General features: G+C 61.7%; 19 protein-coding genes and 3 pseudogenes. 18 read left to right on the plus strand and 4 right to left on the minus strand.

What is annotated here, in order from left to right; all coding sequences use genetic code 11:
- Positions 1-55: 55 nt before the first annotated feature.
- Complete coding sequence (locus HGI47_RS06410) at positions 56-1,309, minus strand: hypothetical protein (protein WP_168851985.1); 1,254 nt, start codon at positions 1,307-1,309, stop codon at positions 56-58.
- A gap of 255 nt (positions 1,310-1,564) precedes the next feature.
- On the opposite strand from HGI47_RS06410, the gene HGI47_RS06415 reads away from it, so the two are divergent.
- Positions 1,565-3,991 (plus strand): TonB-dependent receptor, encoded by a 2,427-nt coding sequence (locus HGI47_RS06415; RefSeq protein WP_168851986.1) that lies wholly within the window; start codon positions 1,565-1,567, stop codon positions 3,989-3,991.
- A 152-nt stretch (positions 3,992-4,143) separates the two neighbouring features.
- Complete coding sequence (locus tag HGI47_RS06420; protein ID WP_168851987.1) at positions 4,144-5,406, plus strand: PQQ-dependent sugar dehydrogenase; 1,263 nt, start codon at positions 4,144-4,146, stop codon at positions 5,404-5,406.
- 42 nt (positions 5,407-5,448) lie between these two features.
- On the opposite strand, the gene HGI47_RS06425 is transcribed toward HGI47_RS06420, so the two are convergent.
- Positions 5,449-6,018, minus strand: a complete 570-nt coding sequence (locus tag HGI47_RS06425; protein WP_168851988.1) for an SgcJ/EcaC family oxidoreductase — start codon at positions 6,016-6,018, stop codon at positions 5,449-5,451.
- Between the two features lie 335 nt (positions 6,019-6,353).
- Here HGI47_RS06425 and HGI47_RS06430 point away from each other — a divergent pair.
- The 8 genes and pseudogenes from HGI47_RS06430 to ybaL form a co-directional block, all read left to right on the plus strand.
- A pseudogene (locus HGI47_RS06430) lies at positions 6,354-7,422 on the plus strand (transposase); the annotation flags it as partial.
- 387 nt (positions 7,423-7,809) lie between these two features.
- Positions 7,810-7,941, plus strand: a pseudogene (locus tag HGI47_RS06435) (transposase); the annotation flags it as partial.
- Between the two features lie 572 nt (positions 7,942-8,513).
- Positions 8,514-9,089 carry a hypothetical protein gene (locus HGI47_RS06440; protein WP_240950027.1) on the plus strand — a complete coding sequence of 192 codons (576 nt, stop codon included), beginning with the start codon at positions 8,514-8,516 and terminating at the stop codon, positions 9,087-9,089.
- 36 nt (positions 9,090-9,125) lie between these two features.
- The gene (locus HGI47_RS06445; protein WP_168851989.1) at positions 9,126-10,889 is read left to right on the plus strand and encodes an SLC13 family permease; all 1,764 of its coding nucleotides are present in this window, start codon (positions 9,126-9,128) and stop codon (positions 10,887-10,889) included.
- 156 nt (positions 10,890-11,045) lie between these two features.
- Positions 11,046-11,666 carry a twin-arginine translocation pathway signal protein gene (locus HGI47_RS06450; RefSeq protein WP_168851990.1) on the plus strand — a complete coding sequence of 207 codons (621 nt, stop codon included), beginning with the start codon at positions 11,046-11,048 and terminating at the stop codon, positions 11,664-11,666.
- Positions 11,667-11,753: 87 nt separating this feature from the next.
- Positions 11,754-12,116, plus strand: coding sequence for a hypothetical protein (locus HGI47_RS06455; protein ID WP_168851991.1), 363 nt, complete (start codon positions 11,754-11,756; stop codon positions 12,114-12,116).
- 55 nt (positions 12,117-12,171) lie between these two features.
- Positions 12,172-12,474: a hypothetical protein gene (locus HGI47_RS06460; RefSeq protein ID WP_168851992.1), complete on the plus strand. Its 303-nt coding sequence runs from the start codon at positions 12,172-12,174 to the stop codon at positions 12,472-12,474.
- Positions 12,475-12,550: 76 nt separating this feature from the next.
- On the plus strand, positions 12,551-14,203 hold the full coding sequence (ybaL, locus tag HGI47_RS06465) for a YbaL family putative K(+) efflux transporter (protein ID WP_168851993.1): 1,653 nt from the start codon (positions 12,551-12,553) through the stop codon (positions 14,201-14,203).
- Here ybaL and HGI47_RS06470 read toward each other — a convergent pair.
- Complete coding sequence (locus tag HGI47_RS06470; RefSeq protein WP_168851994.1) at positions 14,200-15,369, minus strand: aminotransferase; 1,170 nt, start codon at positions 15,367-15,369, stop codon at positions 14,200-14,202. The genes ybaL and HGI47_RS06470 overlap by 4 nt on opposite strands.
- A gap of 37 nt (positions 15,370-15,406) precedes the next feature.
- Between HGI47_RS06470 and HGI47_RS06475 the strand changes: the two genes are divergently transcribed.
- The 8 genes from HGI47_RS06475 (at position 15,407) to HGI47_RS06510 (ending at position 22,011) form a co-directional block, all read left to right on the plus strand.
- Positions 15,407-16,393 carry a rhodanese-related sulfurtransferase gene (locus tag HGI47_RS06475; RefSeq protein WP_240950028.1) on the plus strand — a complete coding sequence of 329 codons (987 nt, stop codon included), beginning with the start codon at positions 15,407-15,409 and terminating at the stop codon, positions 16,391-16,393.
- A gap of 188 nt (positions 16,394-16,581) precedes the next feature.
- A complete protein-coding gene (locus HGI47_RS06480) occupies positions 16,582-17,100 on the plus strand; it encodes a flavin reductase family protein (RefSeq protein WP_168851995.1) in 519 nt (172 codons plus the stop codon).
- A 13-nt stretch (positions 17,101-17,113) separates the two neighbouring features.
- The gene (locus HGI47_RS06485; protein WP_168851996.1) at positions 17,114-17,743 is read left to right on the plus strand and encodes a nuclear transport factor 2 family protein; all 630 of its coding nucleotides are present in this window, start codon (positions 17,114-17,116) and stop codon (positions 17,741-17,743) included.
- A 4-nt stretch (positions 17,744-17,747) separates the two neighbouring features.
- Complete coding sequence (locus tag HGI47_RS06490) at positions 17,748-18,821, plus strand: alkene reductase (protein WP_168851997.1); 1,074 nt, start codon at positions 17,748-17,750, stop codon at positions 18,819-18,821.
- Positions 18,822-18,960: 139 nt separating this feature from the next.
- Positions 18,961-19,758: an SDR family NAD(P)-dependent oxidoreductase gene (locus HGI47_RS06495; protein WP_240950029.1), complete on the plus strand. Its 798-nt coding sequence runs from the start codon at positions 18,961-18,963 to the stop codon at positions 19,756-19,758.
- 7 nt (positions 19,759-19,765) lie between these two features.
- Entirely contained in the window at positions 19,766-20,938 is a 1,173-nt protein-coding gene (locus HGI47_RS06500; RefSeq protein WP_168852158.1) for an acyl-CoA dehydrogenase family protein, read from the plus strand.
- Between the two features lie 66 nt (positions 20,939-21,004).
- On the plus strand, positions 21,005-21,496 hold the full coding sequence (locus HGI47_RS06505) for an Lrp/AsnC family transcriptional regulator (protein WP_168851998.1): 492 nt from the start codon (positions 21,005-21,007) through the stop codon (positions 21,494-21,496).
- A 14-nt stretch (positions 21,497-21,510) separates the two neighbouring features.
- A complete protein-coding gene (locus tag HGI47_RS06510; protein WP_168851999.1) occupies positions 21,511-22,011 on the plus strand; it encodes an Lrp/AsnC family transcriptional regulator in 501 nt (166 codons plus the stop codon).
- On the opposite strand, the pseudogene HGI47_RS06515 reads toward HGI47_RS06510, so the two are convergent.
- A pseudogene (locus HGI47_RS06515) lies at positions 22,008-22,688 on the minus strand (GntR family transcriptional regulator). The gene HGI47_RS06510 and the pseudogene HGI47_RS06515 overlap by 4 nt on opposite strands.
- Positions 22,689-22,820: the final 132 nt, after the last annotated feature.

A 22,820-nucleotide genomic window follows, 5' to 3' on the forward strand; every position in this document is an offset into this window, starting at 1 on the left:
AAATGAGGTCTTGGCCAAGGGCCGATATGAGGTTCGGATTGCGCGGATTGATTCGTCAGTCGAGCGGGTGAAGGGCTATGAGTCGGCGAACGGTCTGGATTCCGTCGACCGAGCGCACCTGAAACATTGCTTCGTAATAGCGCCCATTCTGCGCTCGAGATTCGAGTTGCCCCAGCGCTACCGGGTCAGTCACAAGGCGTACCATGTCTGCGATGGCAAGATCGCCCAAGCTGGAGATGAAGATCAACCTGCGGCCATCAGGCGCGCGCAGGCTGGCAATGGTGCCGATATCGGTCGACCCGACGGCATCCTGCTGACCCGCTTCGAACGTTGATGCGCTCACGACCTTGCCGGTGGCAATATCGCGGATGGCGTTTTCGCCTTCGGGCACGAATTTGGACATCGCCCGGTATGTGTCACGCAATGCCCCCAGATCATCCAGTCGGCCGACATAAAGCATCGTCCGCGCTCGCAAGGTTGAGCCGTCAGCCTCGGACAATGACGAAACAGAGAGTTTTCTGGCCTTGCCCGAGCGGGTCGGCGGGACGGCAGCCTGCAATTCCCAAAGGGCTTGGACGGTGCTTGTCGGAGCATAGTGCAAGTCCAGATCGTAAAGCCGGTAAAATGCTTCGGGATGGGATTTCAGATGCTGTCCGAGATGTTCCCGCGATTGAATGGCGCCATCCCGTATGATGCGATCGACCTTGTTCTGGTCGCGCGTTTCGGCAAGCATGAATGAGTCACCTGCCAGCAGGGCGACAGGGGCGGTATCATCCATGCCGCTCCAGAAACGCGTGGAGGCAAGCTTGCGCGCATCATCGTCGGCAGTGCCGCCAGCCGGGAGAAAAAGTGCACTCGCAATGACGAGGCATAGAACCGCAACCAGCGCAAACCAGTGCCACCGCGTCGGCCGTGCCAAGGCTGCCAATGTGCGCTCGATCAGGCCTTGCTGCTGCTCCACCGCTGCCGGGCGCTGCAACGTCAGCCGGTACTCGCCTTTGGGAATGATCAGGCGCGCGCCATGTTTACCGGCGTAAAACTCGTCAATGCGCTTGCGTAGCCGGTGCACATAAACCCTGACGCCGGAATCCGTCGCTCCATCGGGCAGGCTGCCTTCGCCGCCGAAGACGGCAATCGCGATCTCGATTTCCTTGGGTGCACGGGAATCGGCCGAACGTTCGGCAAGAAAATCGAACAATTTTAGCTGGGCAGCAGACCGACTTGCCGAAAGCGCTGCGCGAAAGCGCGCAACTTCACGCTCCATGTCCGGGGGGAAGGGTGTGGATGAACCCTCGTTCGTCGATTCCAACCTCAAATCTCCCCGTCAGGGTCCCATCGGTCCCGTCACACCTGACAGCAATGCGCCTTAATGGAATCCGGTCGCAACATACAGTTGCATTTATTTTAGGTCTAAAATAAATCGACGTCCAGATACGAGTCGTCAGTCTAAGGGGAAGACTGTTTCGGCTGGCCGGACCGCAGATCGGGCGGACGGAGCAGGTATCGCGCATCGAGCTTCACGAGCGAGAGCTTCATGGAGCGGCACGACAAGGGAGACAAGAAAATGGCACGCTCACAGTCCCGCCACACCAATGGCACAACACGCAAGGCATTGCTGGGCGGCAGTGCGCTGGCCCTGCTGCTCGCCTCCCAGAACGCACTGGCGCAGGCTGCGGCACAGGCCGATGGCCAGAAAGCGGCACAGGCCGATGCTGGGCTGGGTGTAGGCGAGATCATCGTCACCGCCACGCGCAAGGCGCAATCCCTCAGCCGTGTGCCGGCCAGCATCGTCGCCAAGGGCCAGGAGGAGCTTGATGTCCAGGGCGTGCGGTCGGTCGGCGATATCGCACAGATCACGCCCGGCATCAGCTTTGGCCAGAGTGCCACGCTTTACGGCACCGGCCAGACCACTATTGCCATCCGCGGCGTGGATTCATCTTCGGGGATTCCGACGACGGGGATCTACGTCGACGATACCCCCGTACAGACCCGCGTTGGTGTCAGCCCTTCGCTGAGCAATCCGTATCCCCAGGTATTCGATCTTGATCGCATCGAAGTGCTGCGCGGTCCGCAAGGCACGCTGTTCGGCAGCGGTTCGGTGGGTGGCGCGCTTCGCTTCATCATGCCCAAGCCGAACTACGATGCCTTTTCGATCTATGGCCGGACCGAGCTTGCGACAACGAAGCATGGTGCGGAAAGCTATGAGGGCGGTCTTGCCGTCGGTGCGCCAATCGTGACGGACAAGATCGGCCTGCGTGCCAGCGCCTGGTATCGGCGCGATGGTGGCTATATCGACCGGCTGGATCGGGTCTCGAAGCAGGTGGTGCAGAAGGACATCAACAGCTCCGATTCCTTTACCGCGCGCATCGCGGTTGGGCTCAAGGCAACCGCGGAGCTGACCATCACGCCTTCGATGTACTACCAGCACCAGACCATCCGCGATGGTTCACGTTTCGAGGTGGCAGAAAGCGACCTGGGCAGTGGCAACCAGCGCCTGAGCCTCAATCGCGAGCCCGAGAATCATAAGGACGACTTCTACCTGCCTGCGCTGAAGATCGAGCTTGAACTGGGGGGGGCCACGCTGGTTTCGGACACATCCTACTTCTATCGCACGACAACGACGAAAAGCGATGATTCCACCCTGAGCATCGCTTTGCTGGGCCAGACATCGGGTGCGTTTCCGGCAGGCTTTGTCGATTATGTGCCAACCACCAGCAGCCGGACGAAGCAGACTGCATTCACGCAGGAATTGCGCCTGCAGAACGACAATTCCAACGAACCCTTCAACTGGATCGTCGGCGCGTTTTACCAGAAGTCCTACGTGCGCGATCAGTATGCGGGCAGGGATCTGCGGCTTCTGGATGTTCTGAACCTTGGTCAGGACAATCTGGGTGAGCCGCGCCTTGACAGCATTTCCGATGCTTTTGGCGTCGAACCGTATCAAGGCGAGTTCAGCCTTTTTCAGCGCAACATCCATCGCGATGAACAGATTGCCGCCTATGCGCAGGCCGATTACGAAATCCTGCCACGGCTGAAGGTGACGCTGGGCGGCCGATACACGATCGCCAAGTACCGCTTCGAAGGCTTTACGGCAGGTCCGTTCTACACGACCGACGGCCAGACCGAGAACCTGCGCGTGACCAGCAAGGACTTCACGCCGCGCATTGGGCTTTCCTTCCAGGCCGACCGGAACAACCTGTTCTATGCCAGTGCGGCCAAGGGCGTCCGTGGCCCCGGCGTTTCGCCTCCGGTGGGCGCGACCTGCGCCGATGATGCGGCAGCCGTGGGCTTCGACCCGCTGACCTCGGTCAACGTCAAGCCGGACTCGATCTGGAGCTACGAGGTGGGTTCGAAGAACCGCCTGTTCGACGGCAAGCTGGCCATCGATGCTTCGGCGTTCCATATTGACTGGAAGAACGTCCAGACCCTGCTGCCGCTGCCAGTCTGCACGATCTACACCACGCTGAACCTTGGCAATGCCAAGATCGACGGGTTCGACTTTTCACTGGCCGTGAAGCCGATAGCACAGCTGCAGCTCGGTGCTTCGGTCGCCTACACCAACGCCCGGTATACGACCGCCATTCCGGGACCGAATGCCACGACCATCCGCCGTGCCGGTGAACCTTTCCCGACGGCCCCCTGGGCCATCCAGCTTAATGGACAGTGGACCCAGCCAGTTGGAGACGGTGAAGTCTATGGCCGTGCCGATTTCTCCTATACTTCGAAGAACAACAAGCCGATCGACGTGAATTCCCCGCTGGTCGATCCGGCGCTGCCGCGTCCGCCTGCAACCTCGCAGCTCGACCTGCGCTTTGGCGGCCGCTTCAAGGTCGGGGGAAGTGCAGAGGCAGACCTCAGCCTGTTCATCAACAACGTGACGAACGAACAGCCGCTGTTGGCTCTGTATCATGACAACCCGGACTCCGTCTGGTTCCGTGCTGGCAGCTTCCGCCCGCGCACGATCGGTGTCACCTTGTCGCTGCGGGATTGAAAACCGAGCCAGCCAAGCAACGCTGGCCCGTAATGACAAGACGATGACCGCCCGCGCCATCACCTCGAATGGCGCGGGCGGCTTAACATGGGGCATCGGGCAACGGACAGGGCACAGATCACTGCCCTGTACGGAAAGGTATGGAGCGGGATATGGAGTTGGCGACAATCAGGCGCTCTGCCAGTGTGAGCATCGGCATCATGTTACTTGCCAGTGCAGGTGTGGCAGGGGCCGCCGAAGTAGAAGAGGTCGGCCTCAACCCCGTTGCCGTCGAGGATCGGGAATACCGCTTTGACAGCGCCGAACAGCATGGTGTGAGCGCGCGGGCCATCGCCCGTGGCCTGTCGCATATCTACAGCTTGGCGTTCCTGCCCAATGGCGATGCCTTGGTAGTGGAGCGCGGCACACGCCTTCGGCTGTTGCGTGGCGCCACGTCGGAAAAGCCTGCGCTTGTTGTTGAGAGCGTCGCTGGCGTGCCCGATTACAGCAAGCAGGATCACGTTCACCCGGATGACGTGCTGGGCATTCAGGACATCGCGCTCCACCCCGGTTTTGCCACCAACGGGCTGATCTACTTCACCTACAACAGGCCGATTGCCTTCGATGCCAAGGCAGGGCGGCTGACGGTGTCATCAATACTCGCCCGTGGCCGGCTTGATGGCATGCGGTTGTTGGAAACGAAGGACCTGACGACGGGCGAACCTGTGATCGGCGCAGGTGGATCGCGTATCCAGTTTGGCAAGGATGGCCTGCTTTACGTCTCGGTCGGTGCATTGAGCACGGGAGACATCATGTCGGCCCAGCGTGTGGACAATATCTACGGTAAGGTCCTGCGGCTGAAGGATGACGGCACTCCTGCGGCGGGGAACCCATTTGCCAAGCGCAAGGGAGCGCGGCCAGAGATCCTGACATACGGCCATCGCGATCCCCTTGGCATGGCGATTGACCCGCAAACAGGGGCGCTTGTGGCTTCCGAACATGGGCCGCAGGGCGGGGACGAGCTGAACCAGATCCTGCCGGGGCGCAATTACGGCTGGCCCGTATCGACTTACGGCAACGAGTATGGCGGATCGCCGTTGCCCCATGCGCCGGTAAAGCCCGGAACCCAGGGGCCGGCGATGGTGTGGCTGCCGGCAATTGCTCCCTCTGGCATTGCTTTCTATTCGGGTGACAGGTTCGCGCACTGGAAGAACAACCTGTTCATCACCAGCGCGCGCCGCGGCCAGATCAATGGCACCGGTGCGCTGATCCGTGTGGTCTTCAACGAGAAACTACAGGAAATGCGCCAGGAAGTGCTGCTCGATGGGCTGCACCAGCGCCTCAAGGACGTGCGGCAGGGGCCTGACGGCTTGATCTATGCCGCAACCGACGAAGACGATGCCATCATTATCAGGCTGTCTCCCGCTTCTGATTGAGAAAGGCGCACAGGGCCTTGCGGCCCCGTGCTCCCTTCGGGTTCACTTCGATGCGGATCGCGATGCGTCGTCGATAATGTATCGCCAGCCGCCGTCGGCCTCTTTCTGCATGACCTCGATGCCGCCACCTGTGGCCACCTGCTCCTTGCCGTCGGGGCCGGTGAATGTCATGCGCCAGTGGTTCGTGGTCAGCGCCACATCGCGCCACAGCAGGTGCTTGCGATCACCCAGAACGATCTGCGGCTTGAGGGCAAGAAGTGATATGAAATCCTCACGCACGGCAGCCTTGCCATAAAGCAGTTTGCCGTCAGGATTCACATAGGTCACATCTTCAAGATAAAGGTCAACCAGACCTTCGAGATCGCCCGCATTCATGCGGTCCTGCCAAGCATCGTAGAGCTTGTCGATGTCGGTGACGGGCGGCACCCGGCCATTGCCCATCTTGGTGCTGGCGCATGCGGAACTGCCGAAACCGACCGTAAGCGCACTGCCAGCCATCAGCTTGAGGAAGCTGGACCGCGAGATTTCGCCGCCTGCTGGATTGATCGCTTCGCCGGAGCTGTCCTTGGAACTGTTACTGTCGCGCAAGGCTCGCAGAATTGAACCTATCATGGAAACACTCCTTTTTGCTCTATGCGGCGAGCGCGGAAATCGCTCAGCTTGGATCACTTCTCTGTGAATCAGGAGAGCATCGAGAAGGCTATTTCAAGTTCGGACGCAAAGATTGTGGTTTCGGCCTCCACCCAGGTTGGTGAGTGGCGAAAACGCGGGTTTGCACGGTCCTCGCGCCAGACCAACGGGTGCGATCCAGCCAGGACAGTGTTCCAAGTTCGCGGCGTCCCGGAAAGCGGTGCGCCGGTTCACTGGCACTAGCTGGACACCCGCAAAAACCGATGGAGTTTCTGCGTCGTTGGTGATTCATTGAACGAGAGCGATCATGGAGAGCCGTGGTGGATCCGAAGTCCCTGTTCAGTTTGAGCGATCATGTTGAAGCCTTGAGCAAGGACGGCGATCCGCTTGAGGTTCTGCAACAGACGGTGGACTATGAATATTTCCGGGCCTGCTTGGTTGAAGGGCTCGGCTACGGCGATGGGGCCAAGGGCGGGCGATTGCCGTTCGATCCGGTTATGATGTTCAAGGCGCTGGTCCTTCAGGCTCAGCACAACCTCTCGGATGCACGGAAGGAGTTCATGATCCGGGATCGGCTGAGTTGGTTGCGCTTCCTTGGGCTGTCGCTCGGGGACCGGACCCCGGACGAGAACACGATCCGGCATTTCCGCAACCGCCTGACCGAGACCGGAACGCTCAAGAGGGTGATGAAGGCCTTTGACTGGCAACTGCAGAAGAAGGGCTACATCCCGATGTCCGGACAGATTGTTGATGCCTCGCTGGTGCCTGCGCCCAAGCAGCGAAACACCGAAGGTGAACGCGAGGCGATCAAGTCTGGCATGAGCGCGAAGGATATCTGGCCCGATGAACCGAACAAGGCCGCGCAAAAGGACATCGATGCACGCTGGACGCTCAAGATCGGCGGCAAGGTGCGTCATCGCGCGGATGGCACACCGTTGCCCATGATTGCCCTGCCGGTCTTCGGCTACAAATCACATATCAGCATAGACCGGCGCTTCGGCTTCATCCGGGAGATGGCGGTGACGTCGGGCTCGACCGCCGATGGGAGGCTGCTTCGTCATGTCGTGAGCGCCGACAACACCGGCTCCGATGTCTGGGCAGACAGTGCCTATCGCTCAAAGCGCAACGAGAAGTGGTTGTCTGATCGGATGCTCACGTCCCGAATTCACCGGCGCAAACTCAAGGGTAAGCCCATGCCAAAGGCAATCGCCCGAGCCAATGCCGCAAAGTCTTCGATCCGGGCCCATGTCGAGCATGTCTTCGCGCATCAGAAGAACCGCTTCGGACTGTTCATCCGCACCATCGGCCTGGGCCCGTGCCGAAGCGAAGCTCACCCTTTGTAATCTGGCTTACAACTTCAACAGGCTGATCTTCCACGAGCGCCGGGAAAGCATGGGATCACTCTGCCTGAAATCCCGAAGAACCGGGGCAAACTGCCCGAATTACCGACCGAAACAGACCAGCGGCGGGTCGGTATAGCCGAAAAGCACAGGGAGCAGCCCTCCTCGGACCAACCCGCCTCGAACTACACGGTTTTTGCAGGTGTCCAGCTATTTGAGCTGCGATCTGCTCGGTCATGACCTCAGTGGAAGTTCGGAATCCGAGGCACTTGCGCGGTGTGTTGTTCCACCTCTGGCCAATGGCCGCCAGATCAGAATCAGGCAGAGAGGTAGTATCAGTATCAATCGGGAAAAATCGCCGAATACGGCTGACCTGCCATGGGTAATTTCCTCCAGTTGCGATTAGAGTCCGGCCATCACGAGGACGGACGAGGTGAAGCGCAAGAGGTTTACGGAAGAGCAGATCATCGGGGTATTGAAGGACGCGGAGTCCGGGGTGAAGACCGCTGACCTGGCTCGACGGCATGGCATCTCCGAGGCGACGATCTACAACTTGAAGGCCAAGTAAGGTGGCATGGAGGTGGATCCGCGTTCGGACGCTGTCCCTCACGAACGGCGACACGAACGAGAGATCAATCTTCTCACTCATTTCTATTTCCTCAAAAATCATGATCTGTAAATTTGCCCTCAAGACACTCCCCGAATGGCTTAATGAGCCAGCTAGGTATCCTCGCTGGGCTGCGGAACGGAGCAGCTCCGCGTTCACGACCATCGTGACCAAGCACGATCCGGTCGCCATAGATTGGGGCTTTGGCGCGCAATCATGCGCCAGCGGGCTGAGAGGGGTGGGACGCGCGCCGACGGGTCAACGCTCTGTTTTAGAACGAAACATTTCTTCCGTTTGGGCGTGAATCGCTCACGATCTCACTTCTAGATTGTGTGAATCTCAATCTCAGGTTGTGCCAGTGCTAGATGCACCTACGCGGCATCTGGGCGCACTTCGGGCAGGGCAAAGGACCGTTCGTGACACTTTACCTGCGGGCAAAGTGTCACAGAGGACAAATGTTGGATTTCGTGGGGTGGGGGGCACGGAAGGGATTCACAGGAATCCCGATATGTGCTTTCTTGAATCACGAAATGTTCCATTCCGTGAACCTTCCCGGCCCATCAGAGATGTCGCTCCTGCTTGATCGGCTTGCGCAAGTCAGCAGCAGGCCGCGCTACGCTTTCATGGTGCTCAGCCTGATTGCTGAAGTGACGGATGCGAATGGTGAGGCTGGGCCATTTGTGCGGCGCGGTGCCAAGCAGTTCACATTGCGCGATTTCCTGTGCGATAGCCTTGCGCCGATGGGCGGGCGCGATCCCCGGCGGATTGCGCTGGCAGAGCGGGTGAAATCCGACCTGATCCTTGAAGATCGGATGCCGCAAGATCCCGCCGCCGCTGCCGCGTTGGTGGAAGATGAAGTGCGCGAAAGAGTGCGGGCTTCGGGCAAGACCAATCTAAGCAGGGCCGTGTCCGAACTGGTTGGTGCAGGGCTTTTGCGGCGATATTACAAAGGTTTCGCCGTCGATCACGAAAATCGCGGCGGGCAGCGCCACGCGGTTTATGTGCCGCAGGGGCTGGCGTGCTGCCTCCTGCCCCAACGCCAGCCTGCGCCGCCGCCAAGACCGGTTCGCAAGGTGCCAGTGCAGGGGGAACTTCGCTTCGGCTGATGGGAACCTGAACAGCGGTTAAGCATTGTCGATGTGATGACGCAGCCCCAATGGCTTTCGCTGGCCACTCTCGGCGGGATGATGGCCCTGTTTCTGTGGGGCCGGTTTCGGTATGATGTAACCGCCGTGATCGCGCTGTTGGTCGCCGTTGCCATTGGCGTGGTTTCGCCAAAGGCCGCGTTTACCGGCTTTTCCGACGATATCGTGGTGATCGTGGGGTCGGCTCTGGTGCTGTCTGCCGCCGTGCAGCGATCTGGCGTGATCGAACGGTTGCTGCAATCCTTGGCCCAGCGCATCAAGCGGCCGCAGGGGCAGATGCTGGTGCTGTCCGCCGCTGTTGGCGTGGCGTCCGGCTTTATCAAGAACGTCGGCGCGCTGGCGATGCTTATGCCGGGCGCGGTGCAGATGGCGCGGAAAAATCAGGCTTCGCCATCGCTCTATCTGATGCCGATGGCGTTCGCATCGCTGCTGGGCGGGCTGACCACTTTGATCGGCACTTCGCCCAATATCATCGTGTCCCGCGTGCGCGAGGAGATGACCGGCGAGCCATTTCGCATGTTCGACTACCTGCCGACCGGCCTTGCGCTGCTGGCAGTAGGGCTGGTGTTCCTGAGCTTTGGCTGGCGTCTGCTGCCGACCAACCGCAATGCCGCGCAAGGCATGGACGAGGCGATCAACATATCGTCCTATGTGATCGAGGCGACCGTCAGCGAAGGATCGCCGGTGGCCGGGCTGACCGTGGACGCGTTTCGCGAGCGGCATGAGGGCGAGATTGAAGTGACCGGGCTGGTGCGTGGTGACATGCGCGGCGCGGTAGATCACGCCACGCACATTCATGAGGGCGACGTGCTGATCCTGAGCGGCGAGCCGAACACCCTTGAGCGGGTTGTGGGCGCTGAGCGACTGGTACTTGGCGGTGATGACGATCAGTCGGTAAATGTTGACAGCCTTGGCGTGATCGAGGCGGTGATCCATGCCGATTCTGCGCTGATCGGTCGCACTGCACGGCGGCTGCAGATGCGCGACCGGCTTGGCATAAATCTGATCGCCATCTCGCGCGAGGGTGAGACGATTGCCAGCAAACCGGGCAATACGGTACTTCAGGCCGGTGACGTGATCGTGCTGCAAGGCCCGCTGGAAACGATGCCCGCCCGCCTTTCCGAGATGGGCGCGTTGCCGCTGGCGCAGCGCAAGATCGGCCTTGGTTCGCGCAAATCGCGCTGGTTGCCGCTGATCATCCTCGCCGCAGCGATGGTCGCCGCAGGCAGCGGCTTCATGCCGGCAGCACTGGCGTTCTTCGCAGCGGCAGGTTTGACCGTGATCACCGGGGCCTTGCCCGTTGACGAGGCCTATAAGGCAATCGAATGGCCAATCCTGATCATGCTGGCGGCGCTGATCCCGGTCAGCGAATCCTTGCAGACCACCGGCGCTTCGGACGTGATCGCAAAGCTGCTGGCCGATCTTGCCGTGCAACTTCCTGCATGGGGCGCTGTGGCGCTGATCCTTGTGGCGGCGATGGCGGTGACGCCGTTCCTGAACAATGCTGCCACGGTACTGGTCATGGCACCGATTGCGGCAGTCTTTGCCGAACAACTCCACTACCGCCCCGAAGCTTTCCTTATTGCGACAGCGGTGGGTGCAGGGTGTGATTTCCTCACGCCTATCGGCCACCAGTGCAACACGCTTGTGCTGGGGCCGGGCGGCTATCGCTTTGGCGATTACGCAAGGCTGGGCGCGCCGCTTTCAGTGCTGGTGGTGACAATTGGCACGCCGCTGATCCTGTGGGCTTGGCCGCTTTGACGGCGTTATGCGTCGAGTTACTGGGTTTGTGCATGTGCTATTCATAGCACTGCGTCTGCTTCGTGCACGGCAGCAGTGGCCCGGTGCCGAATGACGTATTGTCAAAGCGCCTGCATCACACCTTAGCTTGTCATCGATTTCGATGGAGCAGATAGCATGGGTTTTATCGGCAGGGCCGCAGGTTTTGCGTTGTTGATGGCGGTGTGCGCGGCAAATCCGGCTGCTGCACAGAGCGATCCGCCTGCAGCGACAGCGCAAGCTCCATTATCCTTCGTGCCTGCGGATTTTGCGGTTCCGACGCTGATCGAGGGACCGGGATTCCGGCTGGTGCCGCTTGGCCCCGCCTTGGTGAAAGTCGATTTCGACGCCTATATGTCATCGATAGAGCATTTGCAGCAGACCTTTACGCGCAGCGCCGCATGGCCGCACGCGGGCCTTTCTGACGCTGATGCGATGCAGGATATGAATATGGAACAGGCGCGGTTTCAGGGCCGCAAGTCCTTTGCCTATGCCGTGCTGACGCCCGATGGCTCGCGCGAACGAGGCAGCGTCTATGTCTCGCCCAGCCCGGTGCCGGGATATGATGCGGTGGTGCGGCTGTGGGTCACCAAGGCTGAATACGACGCAGGGTTTGACGCGCAGCTTTATGCGTGGGTGCAAATCTGGGTAGCCAAGGACTGGCCCTTTGCCAAAGTGGCCTATCCGGGCCGGGCAATCGCGTGGGATGAGTGGGACGCTGCTGTTGCGGGGCTGAGGGCCAAAGCGCCCGGCGGATAGAAACTGCGGCGGGTGGGAACCAAATCGGGCTTTGTGCGTGTAGGGTAAAGACCCACGCCGGGTTCCCCCCCCCAATCTGGAGTGCAAGTGCCGCCAAGCCGCCCGCGCCTTTTTCTGCCCCGCCTTGTTGTGCTTCGTCTGCTGACGCTGTTGCTGCTGGCAATGATTGGCGTGCAGGCAAGCGAACCGGTGCGCCCGTTGCAGCACAAGGCAGGTTCGGCATTCAGCGCGGCGACCGCGGACGTTGCCATTGTGGGTTCGCGGCGGGCGGTGGCGGATAAATTCGCGCCCGTGCCCATGCCGTCCGTGCTGCACAGCGCGCCTGCCGTTGCGGCTTTGGTGATGCTGGCTATTCTGCTGGTGCCGAACCGGCCATATTCCACTGGCCCACCGCGCCTTGCACGGCGAACATTTCGCCCAGCGCCAGCAAGAGCGCCTCCTTTTTCCTGAATCGCCGCTGGTGCGCGCCATCGCGCGCCCGTTTCCCCGATTCAGGAGCAATGTTATGACCACTGTTGCCAAGGGCGAGCCCGCCGCGCCAGTCCGCCGTGCCCATATCGAAGCGGCACTTGCGCGCTATCCGCATATCGCACCCGATACGCTGGCCGATCTGCTGCACTGGTTCCGCAAGGAGGCCAGTGCCACTGATTTGCGCATCGTGGCCGCCGATCCAAGATTGGAGGCACGCTATCAGGCGTTCAAGGCCGATCATCTCGACAGATTGCACGGCGCCAACCTGTTCTGGATTGCCGCCGCTGCGCTTTCGGCAGGAATGCTGGCGCTGTGGACGTTCTGGGACGTGATCTGATGCTGCAGCGCTCCATCACGAATACCGCCCACGGCCCCGATGCCGTTGCGCAAACCATTTTCGTTCAAGGAAAACCATGCCCCACCACACTCCGCTGATCGGTACGATTGTCGCCGGTCTTGTCGTCGCTTTCATCATGGGGGCGCTGGCGCATCGGCTGCGGATATCGCCGCTGGTCGGTTATCTCTTCGCCGGTGTGCTGATCGGCCCTTTCACGCCGGGCTTCGTTGCTGATTCCGGGCTTGCCAACGAGCTTGCCGAACTTGGCGTGATCCTGCTGATGTTCGGTGTGGGCCTGCACTTTTCGTTGCGTGATCTGCTGGCGGTCAAGAATATCGCGGTGCCGGGGGCGGTGGTGCAGATTGCTGCCGCTACCGCGCTGGGCGTGGCGCTTTCGTGGGGCCTGGGCTGGTCGCTGGTAACCGGGCTGGTCTTCGGCCTTTCGCTTTCAGTGGCGAGCACGGTGGTGCTGCTGCGCGCGTTGCAGGGGCACAAGCTGGTCGAAACGGAGCAGGGCCGTATCGCGGTGGGGTGGCTGATCGTTGAGGATCTGGTCATGGTCATTGCCATCGTGCTGTTGCCAGTGCTGGCCGATATCGGCCGCAGCGGCGAAGTGACGGGCAGCGCCATCGCCTATACGCTGGGCGAAGCGGGGCTGAAGGTCGTGGGCTTTGTGCTGGTCATGCTGGTGGCGGGCAAGCGGATCATTCCGGCCGTGCTGCACTGGGCCGCGCATTCGGGATCGCGTGAGCTGTTCCGTCTGGCCGTACTGGCCATCGCGCTGGGCGTGGCCTTTGGCGCGGCTTTCATGTTCGACGTGTCATTCGCGCTGGGCGCGTTCTTTGCAGGCATGATTCTGGGCGAAACGCCGCTAAGCCGTCGCGCTGCTGAAGAGACATTGCCGCTGCGCGATGCCTTTGCGGTTTTGTTCTTCGTGTCGGTGGGAATGCTGTTCGATCCTGCGGTGGTGGTGGAACAGCCGCTGCCATTGCTGGGCACGGTGCTGATCATCCTGTTCGGCAAATCGCTGGCGGCCTATCTTATCGTCAAGGCGTTTGGCCATCCGCACCGCACCGCGATGGTGGTTTCGGCCAGCCTTGCGCAGATTGGCGAATTTTCGTTCATCCTGGCCGGGCTTGGGACCGGCCTTGGCCTGATCCCGCCCGAAGCGCGCGATCTGGTGCTGGGCGGGGCAATCATCTCCATCCTTGCCAATCCCATCATCTTTTCGTTCGCTGCCGGGTCGATGGCCAAAGCCGGGAAGGTCGCTGCCCAGCGCGCGGCAGCAGTGGAGGAGCGGCGCGAGGCAGAGCGCCGCGAACACCTGATCCTTGTCGGCTATGGCCGGGTGGGCAAACTGGTGGCAGCAGGCACGCGCGAAGCCGGCCGTGCTATCGTCATCATTGAGGATCAGGAAGACATCGCGCGCCTTGCCCGAACCGATGGTTTTCCGGTGGTTTCGGGTAACGCCGCCAGCATGGATACTCTGCGCGAGGCAGGCATTCTGGACGCCAGCAAACTGGTCATCGCGATTCCCGAAGGGTTCGAAGCGGGCGGCGTGGTAGAAAACGCACGCAGGCTCAACGCTGCCGTTTCGGTGATCGCGCGCGCGCATTCCGATGCGGAAGTGCGGCACTTGCAGGAACACGGCGCGCACAATGTTGTGATGGGCGAACGCGAGATCGCGGGCCGAATGCTGGCGCTGCTGGCCGATATGCGGAAGGGTTAGGCGGTACGATCTCGCCACCGTGCCAGCCGATCCACAGCCTCGGCCAGCATGGCTTCGGGTTTGCAGTGGCACAGGCGGGCGATGTGGGTGGGGGCGTTTGCGCCTTCCCACAGGGCGGAGAGGGGGATGGCGGCGACGCCTGCCTCGTTGACGGCGCGCTGGGCGAAAGTCCGGTCGTCCAGCGCGATGCCGGACGCGGGTAGGTCAACGCAGGTAAACCATGTGGCGGCGCTTCGCAGCAGGGCAAAGCCTTCGCGCGTCAGCTGTTCGAGCAGATGCTCGCGCGTTTCGGCCCATCGGGCGGTGCAGCTTTGCGCGATGTCCGGGCGATCCATCGCTTCGGCCACCGCCCATTGCAGCATCGGCGGGGTGGTGAACGTCAGGAACTGGTGTGCGCGGCCAACCACGGCGGCAACCTGCGGCGCGGCGACGATCCAGCCGACTTTCCAGCCGGTCGCGCCGAAGATCTTGCCTGCTGAGCCGATTTTCAGGGCGTGGCTCTCCATGCCGGGTTGGGCGAGGAGTGAGGCGTGGGCGTGGCCATCGAAGCGGACGTTTTCCCACACTTCGTCGCAGATCGCGAAGAGATCATGCGCCACGCAGAGTTCGGCCAGCATGGCGAGGTCTGCTGCGCTGGCGACGGTGCCGGTGGGGTTCAGCGGATCGTTGAGCACCAGCGCGCGGGTGCGCGGCGTTATCGCGGCTTCTATCGCGGCGCGATCATAGTGCCACAGCGGCGGGCGCAGCGCGACGAACACCGGCACGCCGCCCGCGCGGCGGACAAGGGGTGCGTAGGCATCGTAGGCAGGCGAAAAGAGCAGTACTTCATCGCCCGGTTGCACCACGGCAAGGATGGCCGAGGCCACGGCCTCTGTCGCGCCGGAAGTGACGATGACGCTGGTAGGTGGCAGATCCAGCCCTTGCGTGCGGGCATAGAACGCAGCCACGGCGCGGCGCAGTTCGGGCAGACCTGCCATTGGCGGATACTGGTGCGATTGTTCCGCGCAGGCGCGGGCCAGTGCATCGAGCAGCGCGGGCGGCGGCGGGCCATCGGGGAAGCCTTGACCTAGATTTATCGCGCCGGTCTGGCGCGCAAGGCCCGACATTTCTTCGAAGATCGTCACCGGCATTTCGGCGTAGATCGGGTGGAGGCGGGGTGCTGTCATCGTGGAAGAACCTAGCCGGGGGGCAGGGGCGGTTGCAATGCGTCTGGCGATTTTCGCCCGCTTCGCTAAAGGCAGGGCCATGCAGACCAATCAGCCGATAACCGTTGCCGCGCTCTATCGCTTTGCGGTGATTGCCGATCCTGCGGCGCTGCGCGATGCCCTTGATGCTTTGTGCAAGGCCCAAGGCATCAAGGGCACGCTGTTAGTGGCGCGCGAGGGGATCAACGGCACTATAGCCGGAAGCGCGCAAGGCATTGCCCGCGTTGTGGATTTTATCCGCGCACAACCCGATTGTGCAGATGTTGACGTCAAGTATTCCGGCACGGCGGAAATGCCGTTCTACCGCATGAAAGTGCGGATCAAGCGCGAGATCGTGACGATGGGCGAACCTGACATCGATCCGCGCGCCAGCGTTGGCACCTATGTTTCGCCGCAGGACTGGAATGCGCTGATAGCCGATCCCGAAACCATCGTGATCGATACGCGCAACGATTACGAGGTTGAGGTCGGCACGTTTGAGCGAGCGATCGATCCGCACACGCGCACCTTCCGCGACTTTCCGGCATGGTTCCGGGCCGAGCGCGAGCGGTTGCTGGGTGAGGGGAAGGCTCCCAAGGTGGCCATGTTTTGCACCGGCGGCATCCGTTGCGAGAAATCGACCGCTTTCCTGAAAGCCGAAGGGGTGGAAGAGGTCTTTCACCTTAAAGGCGGCATCCTGAAGTATCTGGAAGAAGTGCCGCCATCACAAAGCCTGTGGCACGGCGAATGCTTCGTCTTCGACGAGCGCGTGGCCGTGGGGCATGGACTGGTGCAGGGCAGCCATGTGCTGTGCCGCGCCTGCCGCCGCCCGGTGAGCGAAGAGGGGCGCAAGTCTCATCTCTATGAGGACGGCGTTTCCTGCGCGGCCTGCCATCACGAACGCACCGACGAACAGCGCGCTTCGGCGCGTGAGCGTGACCGGCAGGAGAAGCTGGCGCGCGCGCGCGGCGTGGCGCACATCGGCGCGGTGCAGAACGCGGGCTGACGGGCTGAATTTCTACGCTCGTTCGAAAATATACCTGCGGCGCGGGCGTGAGCTTTTGCGCCTCGGCTGTGCCAAATTTACGCGAATATCTTTTCATTTGCGTAGAAATATGATTATTAAATAGCGCATATATCCAAATATACCAAGATTCGCCCAGCACTCGCGGATCGAGGTGGAGGGGAGCGAGATTGAACCAGACCACACCCGCGCCAGGCGAAAGGCTCAAGCGCGTGCTGCGTTTCATGCCTGCGCCGGTTGGCATCGTGACCAGTTTCGATCCCGATAACGGACAGCCGGTTGGCCTTGCCATGTCGGCATTCATGCCTGTTACGCTTGATCCGCCGGCAATGGCGATCTGCGTCAACCGTTCGGGTTCGGCACATGATGCTATGATCCGTGCGGGCCGGTTCTGCATCAACCTGCTGCGCACCGGACAGGACGGCCACGTTACGCCCTTTGCAGATCCCGCCGCACGCGACGCCCGCTTTTCGCAAGACGATTGGCGGCAGCATGTCCACCATGCGCACAACGGGGTCTGGTACATCGAAGGCGCACCGGCGGCGATCTTCTGCACAATCAGGGAGCGCGTGAGCTTTGGCACGCATGACCTGCTGGTGGGCGAGGTGGATGATCTGATCACGTCGGGCAGCGACGATATCCTTGGCTGGGCCAACGGCGCGCTGTGCCGTCCTGCGCCCCTTTCCTGAAAGCGTTCCTCACATGACCGACGCAGCTTTGCTGGCCCGTATCGACCGTCTGGAATCGCTGGACGCGATCCGCCAGCTTCCCGCCAAGTATTCGCTCGCGTTAGACATGCGCGATGGCGATGCCTGGGTGAATCTGTTCCCCGAAGATGTGCGCGTTGGCGGTGGCAAGACCGGGCGCAAGGCGCTGCGCGACTGGTTCGACGAAACGCATTCGATGCAGTTCGATGGCACCAGTCATCACATCGGCGGCCATGTGATCGATTTTGACGATCCCGACCATGCGCAGGGCGTGGTCTATTCCAAGAACGAGCATGAGTGCGGCCCAGAATGGGTGATCATGCAAATGATGTATTTCGACCAGTACGAACGCATCGAAGGCCGCTGGTACTTCCGCCGCCGCCTGCCGCTTTACTGGTACGCCACCGATCTGAACAAGCCGCCGGTGGGCGACAGAAAGATGCGCTGGCCCGGCGTGCCGCCCTATCACGGCAGCTTCCATGATCTGTTTCCCAGTTGGCAGACCTATTGGGCGCGCAATGGCGAGCCGCACGATGGGCCGGTGGAACCGCCCGCACCGCTGGAAAAGTTCATCGAAACGATGCGTCGTGGTGCGCCGCTTCCCAAACCCCGCGTGCGGAGTTGATCCGATGGCAGACCTGTTTTCCCCCGTCCGCCTTGGCGCGCTGGATCTGGCCAACCGCGTGGTCATGGCCCCGATGACGCGCGACCGCGCCGGGCCGGATGACGAACCGACCGAACTTATGGTGGAATACTATCGCCAGCGCGCCTCTGCGGGGCTGATCGTCACCGAAGGCACCCAGCCATCGCCCCACGGCAAGGGATATTGGCGCACGCCCGGCATCCATTCACCCGCGCAGGTGGAGGGCTGGCGCAAGGTGGCCGATGCCGTCCACAACGCAGGCGGGCGTATCGTGGTGCAACTGATGCACGTTGGTCGTGCCGCCGTGCGTGCCAACAAGGCTGCGGATGCGCAAACAGTGGCCCCTAGCGCGATTGGCTGCCCCGATCCGATTGCGGGGCCGGATGGCGTGCCCGTTCCCACGGAAATGCCCCGCGCGCTTGCCGCACACGAAATTCCCGGCGTGATCGCGGAATATGTCGCCGCCGCGCGCAATGCCCGTGTTGCCGGGATCGATGGCGTGGAACTGCATTGCGCCAGCGGATATCTGCCGATGCAGTTCCTGTCCTCGAACTCCAACCAGCGCACCGATGCCTATGGCGGGGCGGCAGAAAACCGCGTCCGCTTTGTGGTGGAAACGCTTGCCGCGCTGGGCGCAGCCATTGGGCCTGATCGGGTGGGCTTTCGCATCTGCCCCGGTGTGACGTTCAACGGCATGGCCGACGCCGATCCGGCAGAGACTTATGCCACACTGCTGCGTGCGGTGGATGGCATGGGTTTGGCTTATTGCCACCTTATCCACGTCCCGAACCCCGGGTTCGATGCGCTTGATCTGGTTCGCGCCAACTGGTCTGGCCCGGTGATCGAAAATTGCGGCCTGACGGCGGAAAGTGCGGCCAAGGTCATTGCCGAAGGAAGGGCCGACGCCGTGTCGTTCGGCTATGCCTTTATTGGCAATCCCGATCTGGTGGACCGCCTGCGCGCCGGCGCCCCGCTGGCCAAGGCTGATCGCGCCACGTTCTACACCGGCCAGGGCGACGATGCGCGCGGCTATACCGATTATCCGACGGTATCGGGCTGAATGCGAATATAGGCCAATATGAACGGCCACCGCGCACCAATGCGGATAATATTAACATCATAATTACGCATTACCTTGACATTATGGGGTGGTCAGGCGCATTCGCGTTGAAATCACAGGAATCGGGAGAAGCGTTGCGATGTCTCAGATCGGCCATCAGGACATGACCGGAAAGGTCGCCATCGTCACCGGGGGAAGCGATGGCATCGGTCTTGCCACGGCGCGCCTTCTGGCACGGCGTGGGGCAACCGTCGTTATCTGCGCGCGGCGTGAGGACAAGCTCGAAGCGGCGCGGACCGATATCGCAGCGATTGGTACGGTCGAAGCGCACAAGCTCGACGTGGCAGACGAAACCGCTTTCACTGCGCTGGTGGAAGATGTGGCGGCGCGTCACGGGCGGCTCGATATGCTGGTGAACAATGCCATGTCGGTTCACTATGCGCCCATCGCCCATCTGCGGCTCGATCACTGGCGCAAGGACTTTGCGGTCAACGCCGATGCGGTGTTCGTGGGCACGAAGGCCGCAATGAAGGTTATGGCCGCGCAGGAGCAGCAGGGCCGACAGCGCGGCGCCATCGTCAACATCGCGTCCACCTGCGGCATCCGCGCTGCGCCCAACATGGCCAGCTATTCCGCCTCCAAGGCAGCGATGGTTCACTTCACCGCTGCGGCTGCGATGGAAGGCGCACCTCTGGGCATTCGCGTTAACGCCATCGTGCCGGGGCAGGTGATGACCGCCGCAACGCAGGACTACACCGAACGCGCGCCCGATGTTGCCGCGCGCACCACCGACGTGATCCCGATGCAGCGCGGGGGGCAGCCTGAGGAACTGGCCGAAGCCGTCGTCTTCATGCTGTCCGAGGCGGCCAGCTATGTCACCGGCACGGCGCTTCCGGTCGATGGCGGCAAGGCTGCGCAACTCTATTTGCCGGGCTGATCGCGCGATGAAGCTGGGATTTTCTGCCGCTGACGAGGCATTTCGCGCCGAATGCGCCGACTGGTTGCAGGGCCAGATGGCGGGCGAATTTCGCGATATTCGCGGCGTTACGCAGCTTACCGCCATGCCCGAACGGCGCAAGGAGTGGGAGCAGCAGCTTGGTGCGCATCGCTGGGGCTGCATCGGTTGGCCGGAGGTTTGGGGCGGGCGCGGGGCCAGCCTTGCGCAGCAGGTGATCTTTGCCGAGGAATATGCCCGCGCGGGCGTGCCGGGGCGCATCAACCACATCGGCGTGGAACTGGCCGGGCCGACCATCCTGACCTTCGGCACCGATGAACAGAAGTGCCGTTTCCTGCCCGATATCGCGGCGGGGCGGACGATCTTCTGCCAGGGCTTTTCCGAACCCAATGCGGGGTCCGATCTTGCCAGCGTGCGCACCAAGGGCCGTATCGAAGACGGCGAATGGGTGGTCAACGGCCAGAAGATCTGGACCAGCCTTGCCCACATTTCCGACTGGATATTCGTCGTCACCCGGACCGAAGAAGGTTCCACCGGACCAAAGGGCCTGTCGTTCCTGATGATGCCGATGGACCAACCCGGCATTGATGTGCGGCCCATCCGCCAGATCAATGGTGACGCCGAATTCAACGAGACGTTCTTTACCGATGCACGCTGCCCGCAAGACAGCCTGATCGGCGCGCCGGGCGATGGCTGGAAAATAGCGATGGGCCTGCTGGCGTTCGAACGCGGGGTTTCCACGCTGGGGCAGCAGATGGGCTTTCGCAACGAACTGGACGAGATCATTGCCGCCGCCAAAGCCAATGGCAAGGCCAGCGATCCGGTCATCCGCCAGCGCATCGCCGCTGCGCAGATCGGCTTGCAGCTCATGCGCTATGGCGCGTTACGGATGCTGTCTAATACTGACCATTCGCGCATCGATGGGGCGGCGCTGACCTATAAGATCCAGTGGGCTTCGTGGCGGCGCAGCCTTGGCGAACTGGCGATGGACGTGCTGGGGCAGGCGGGCGAAATCGCGTCTGGCGAAGACTACGAATGGGATGTTCTGCCCAACCTGTTCCTGTTCAGCCGGGCCGATACGATCTATGGCGGGACCAATCAGATTCAGCGCAACCTGATTGCCGAACGCGGTCTTGGGCTGCCCCGCGAACCGCGCGGATAACGCCTCTCATGCTCTTGCGGCACCCGCTTGCGTAATCTACTCCCCGTTTTGAGAAGGGGACCGGATTTGAGCGACGACAAACCGCAACGCCGCCCGCGCGGCTCCGGCTTCGACGATATCGACCGCCGTATCATCGAAGTGCTTGGGCGCGACGGCCGCGCGCAGAGCACCACCATTGGCGAGGAACTTGGCCTTTCGGGCAACCTTGTGGCCAACCGCATCCGCGCGATGGATGCAGGCGGCCTGATGCGCGTTGTCGCGGTTTCGGACTTCCGCATCCACGGTTATCGTATGGTTGCGCGCATCCGGCTGATGATCAGCGGTCGCCCGCCGATCGATGTGGCGCGCGAACTGGCCGCGCGTGAAGATGTGTTGTCGGTCCACATCACGTCGGGCCGTTATCCGGTGTCGTGCCTCTATGCCTTCCGCAACGCGCGCGAGATGATCGAGGCAGTGCGACAGGCGACGGCTGACCTCGCCGGAGTTGAGGATGTGGACGTGGAACTGATCAACAACGTCTATCGCTATGTCCCCGCCGTCGGGCCGCTGGGCGTTTAAAGGGGCATATCGCGATGGCATTCGAACCACCCGAATTTCCCGCCACTGACCAGCTTGACCGCGACATTGCGCGGATGCTGGCCGATGACGCGCGCCTTTCGTTCCGCAAGATCGCGGCAGACCTGGATGTGACCGAAGGCACCGTACGCGGGCGGGTGAAGCGGTTGCAGAACGCGGGCCTGCTGAAACTCGTGCCAATCCTCGACATTGATCGCGCGCATGAAAGCGCGGGCGAAGATCATGGCCAGCATATGCTATTCATCACCGTGAAGTGCGCCAGCGGCAAGCTCGATCAGGTGCGGCGTGGCCTGCTCGCCCTGCCGCAGGTCAGCGCGCTTTACGATGCCAATGCCGCCCCGCGCCTTGTTGCGGTGTGCATCCTTGGCACCTTGCGCGAAGCGGCGGACCTGACCGACAAGGTGATTGCGCTGGATGGCATACGCGAGGTTGAAACCGAACTCGTGCTGCAAACCGTGAAGTACAACGCGGCAATTGCCCCTATCGCTACCGTTTAGCTGTAAAACTCGTCCTCGATCCGGGCGAGCGTTTCGAAGCCATCGCCAATGTGTTTGCGCATCGCGCGCTCTGCGCCATCGGCATCGCCTGCAACGATCAGCGCCAGCAGCGCGCGGTGATCGGCGTTGGCGGTGTTAAGGCGTTCATCTTCATAGAAGCTTTCGAACAGCAGGCGATGGATCGGCACGTTCAACCGCTGAAGGTGTTACGCGATCACCTTGTTGCCAGATCCTTCGACGATCAGTCGGTGCCATTCGTTGTTCAATCGTCCAAAGCGGTCGGGCGCGCGTTCGCGCACGCAGGCGTCAAGCTGATCCTGCAAGTCCTGCAACCGCGCGATGGCGGCAGGATCGGCATTGGCGGTGAAATCGTGCATCGCCATGCCTTCCAACGCCATGCGCGCGCGATAGATCTGGCGCACTTCGTCCAGCGTGGATGATCGCACCGAGGCCCCGCGAAATTCCTCGATTTCAACCAGCCCTTCGCCTTCAAGGCGTTTCAGTGCTTCGCGCACTTTGGAGCGGCTCGCCCCGGTCTGGCGAATGATATCGACTTCGACCAGCCGCTGCCCCGGCACGAACCGCCCGGTGCGGATGCGCTGGCGCACCCAATCAGCAACTTCAGGGCCGGTGGGCGGTCGTTGCGGCAGAGGCCTATCCCGATGTCGGGCGCACATCCGCCTATGTGCCGGTGCGCGATGGCACGCGGCTTGCCGTCAATGTCTATCACCCGGCACGTGATGGTGTGGCAGAGGCTTCGCGCCTGCCGGTGATCTTCCTTCACCCCCTATCGCGCGCGCTTTACCGAA

The sequence above is a fragment of the Novosphingobium sp. ERN07 genome (genome assembly GCF_012641335.1).
Classification (GTDB): domain Bacteria; phylum Pseudomonadota; class Alphaproteobacteria; order Sphingomonadales; family Sphingomonadaceae; genus Novosphingobium.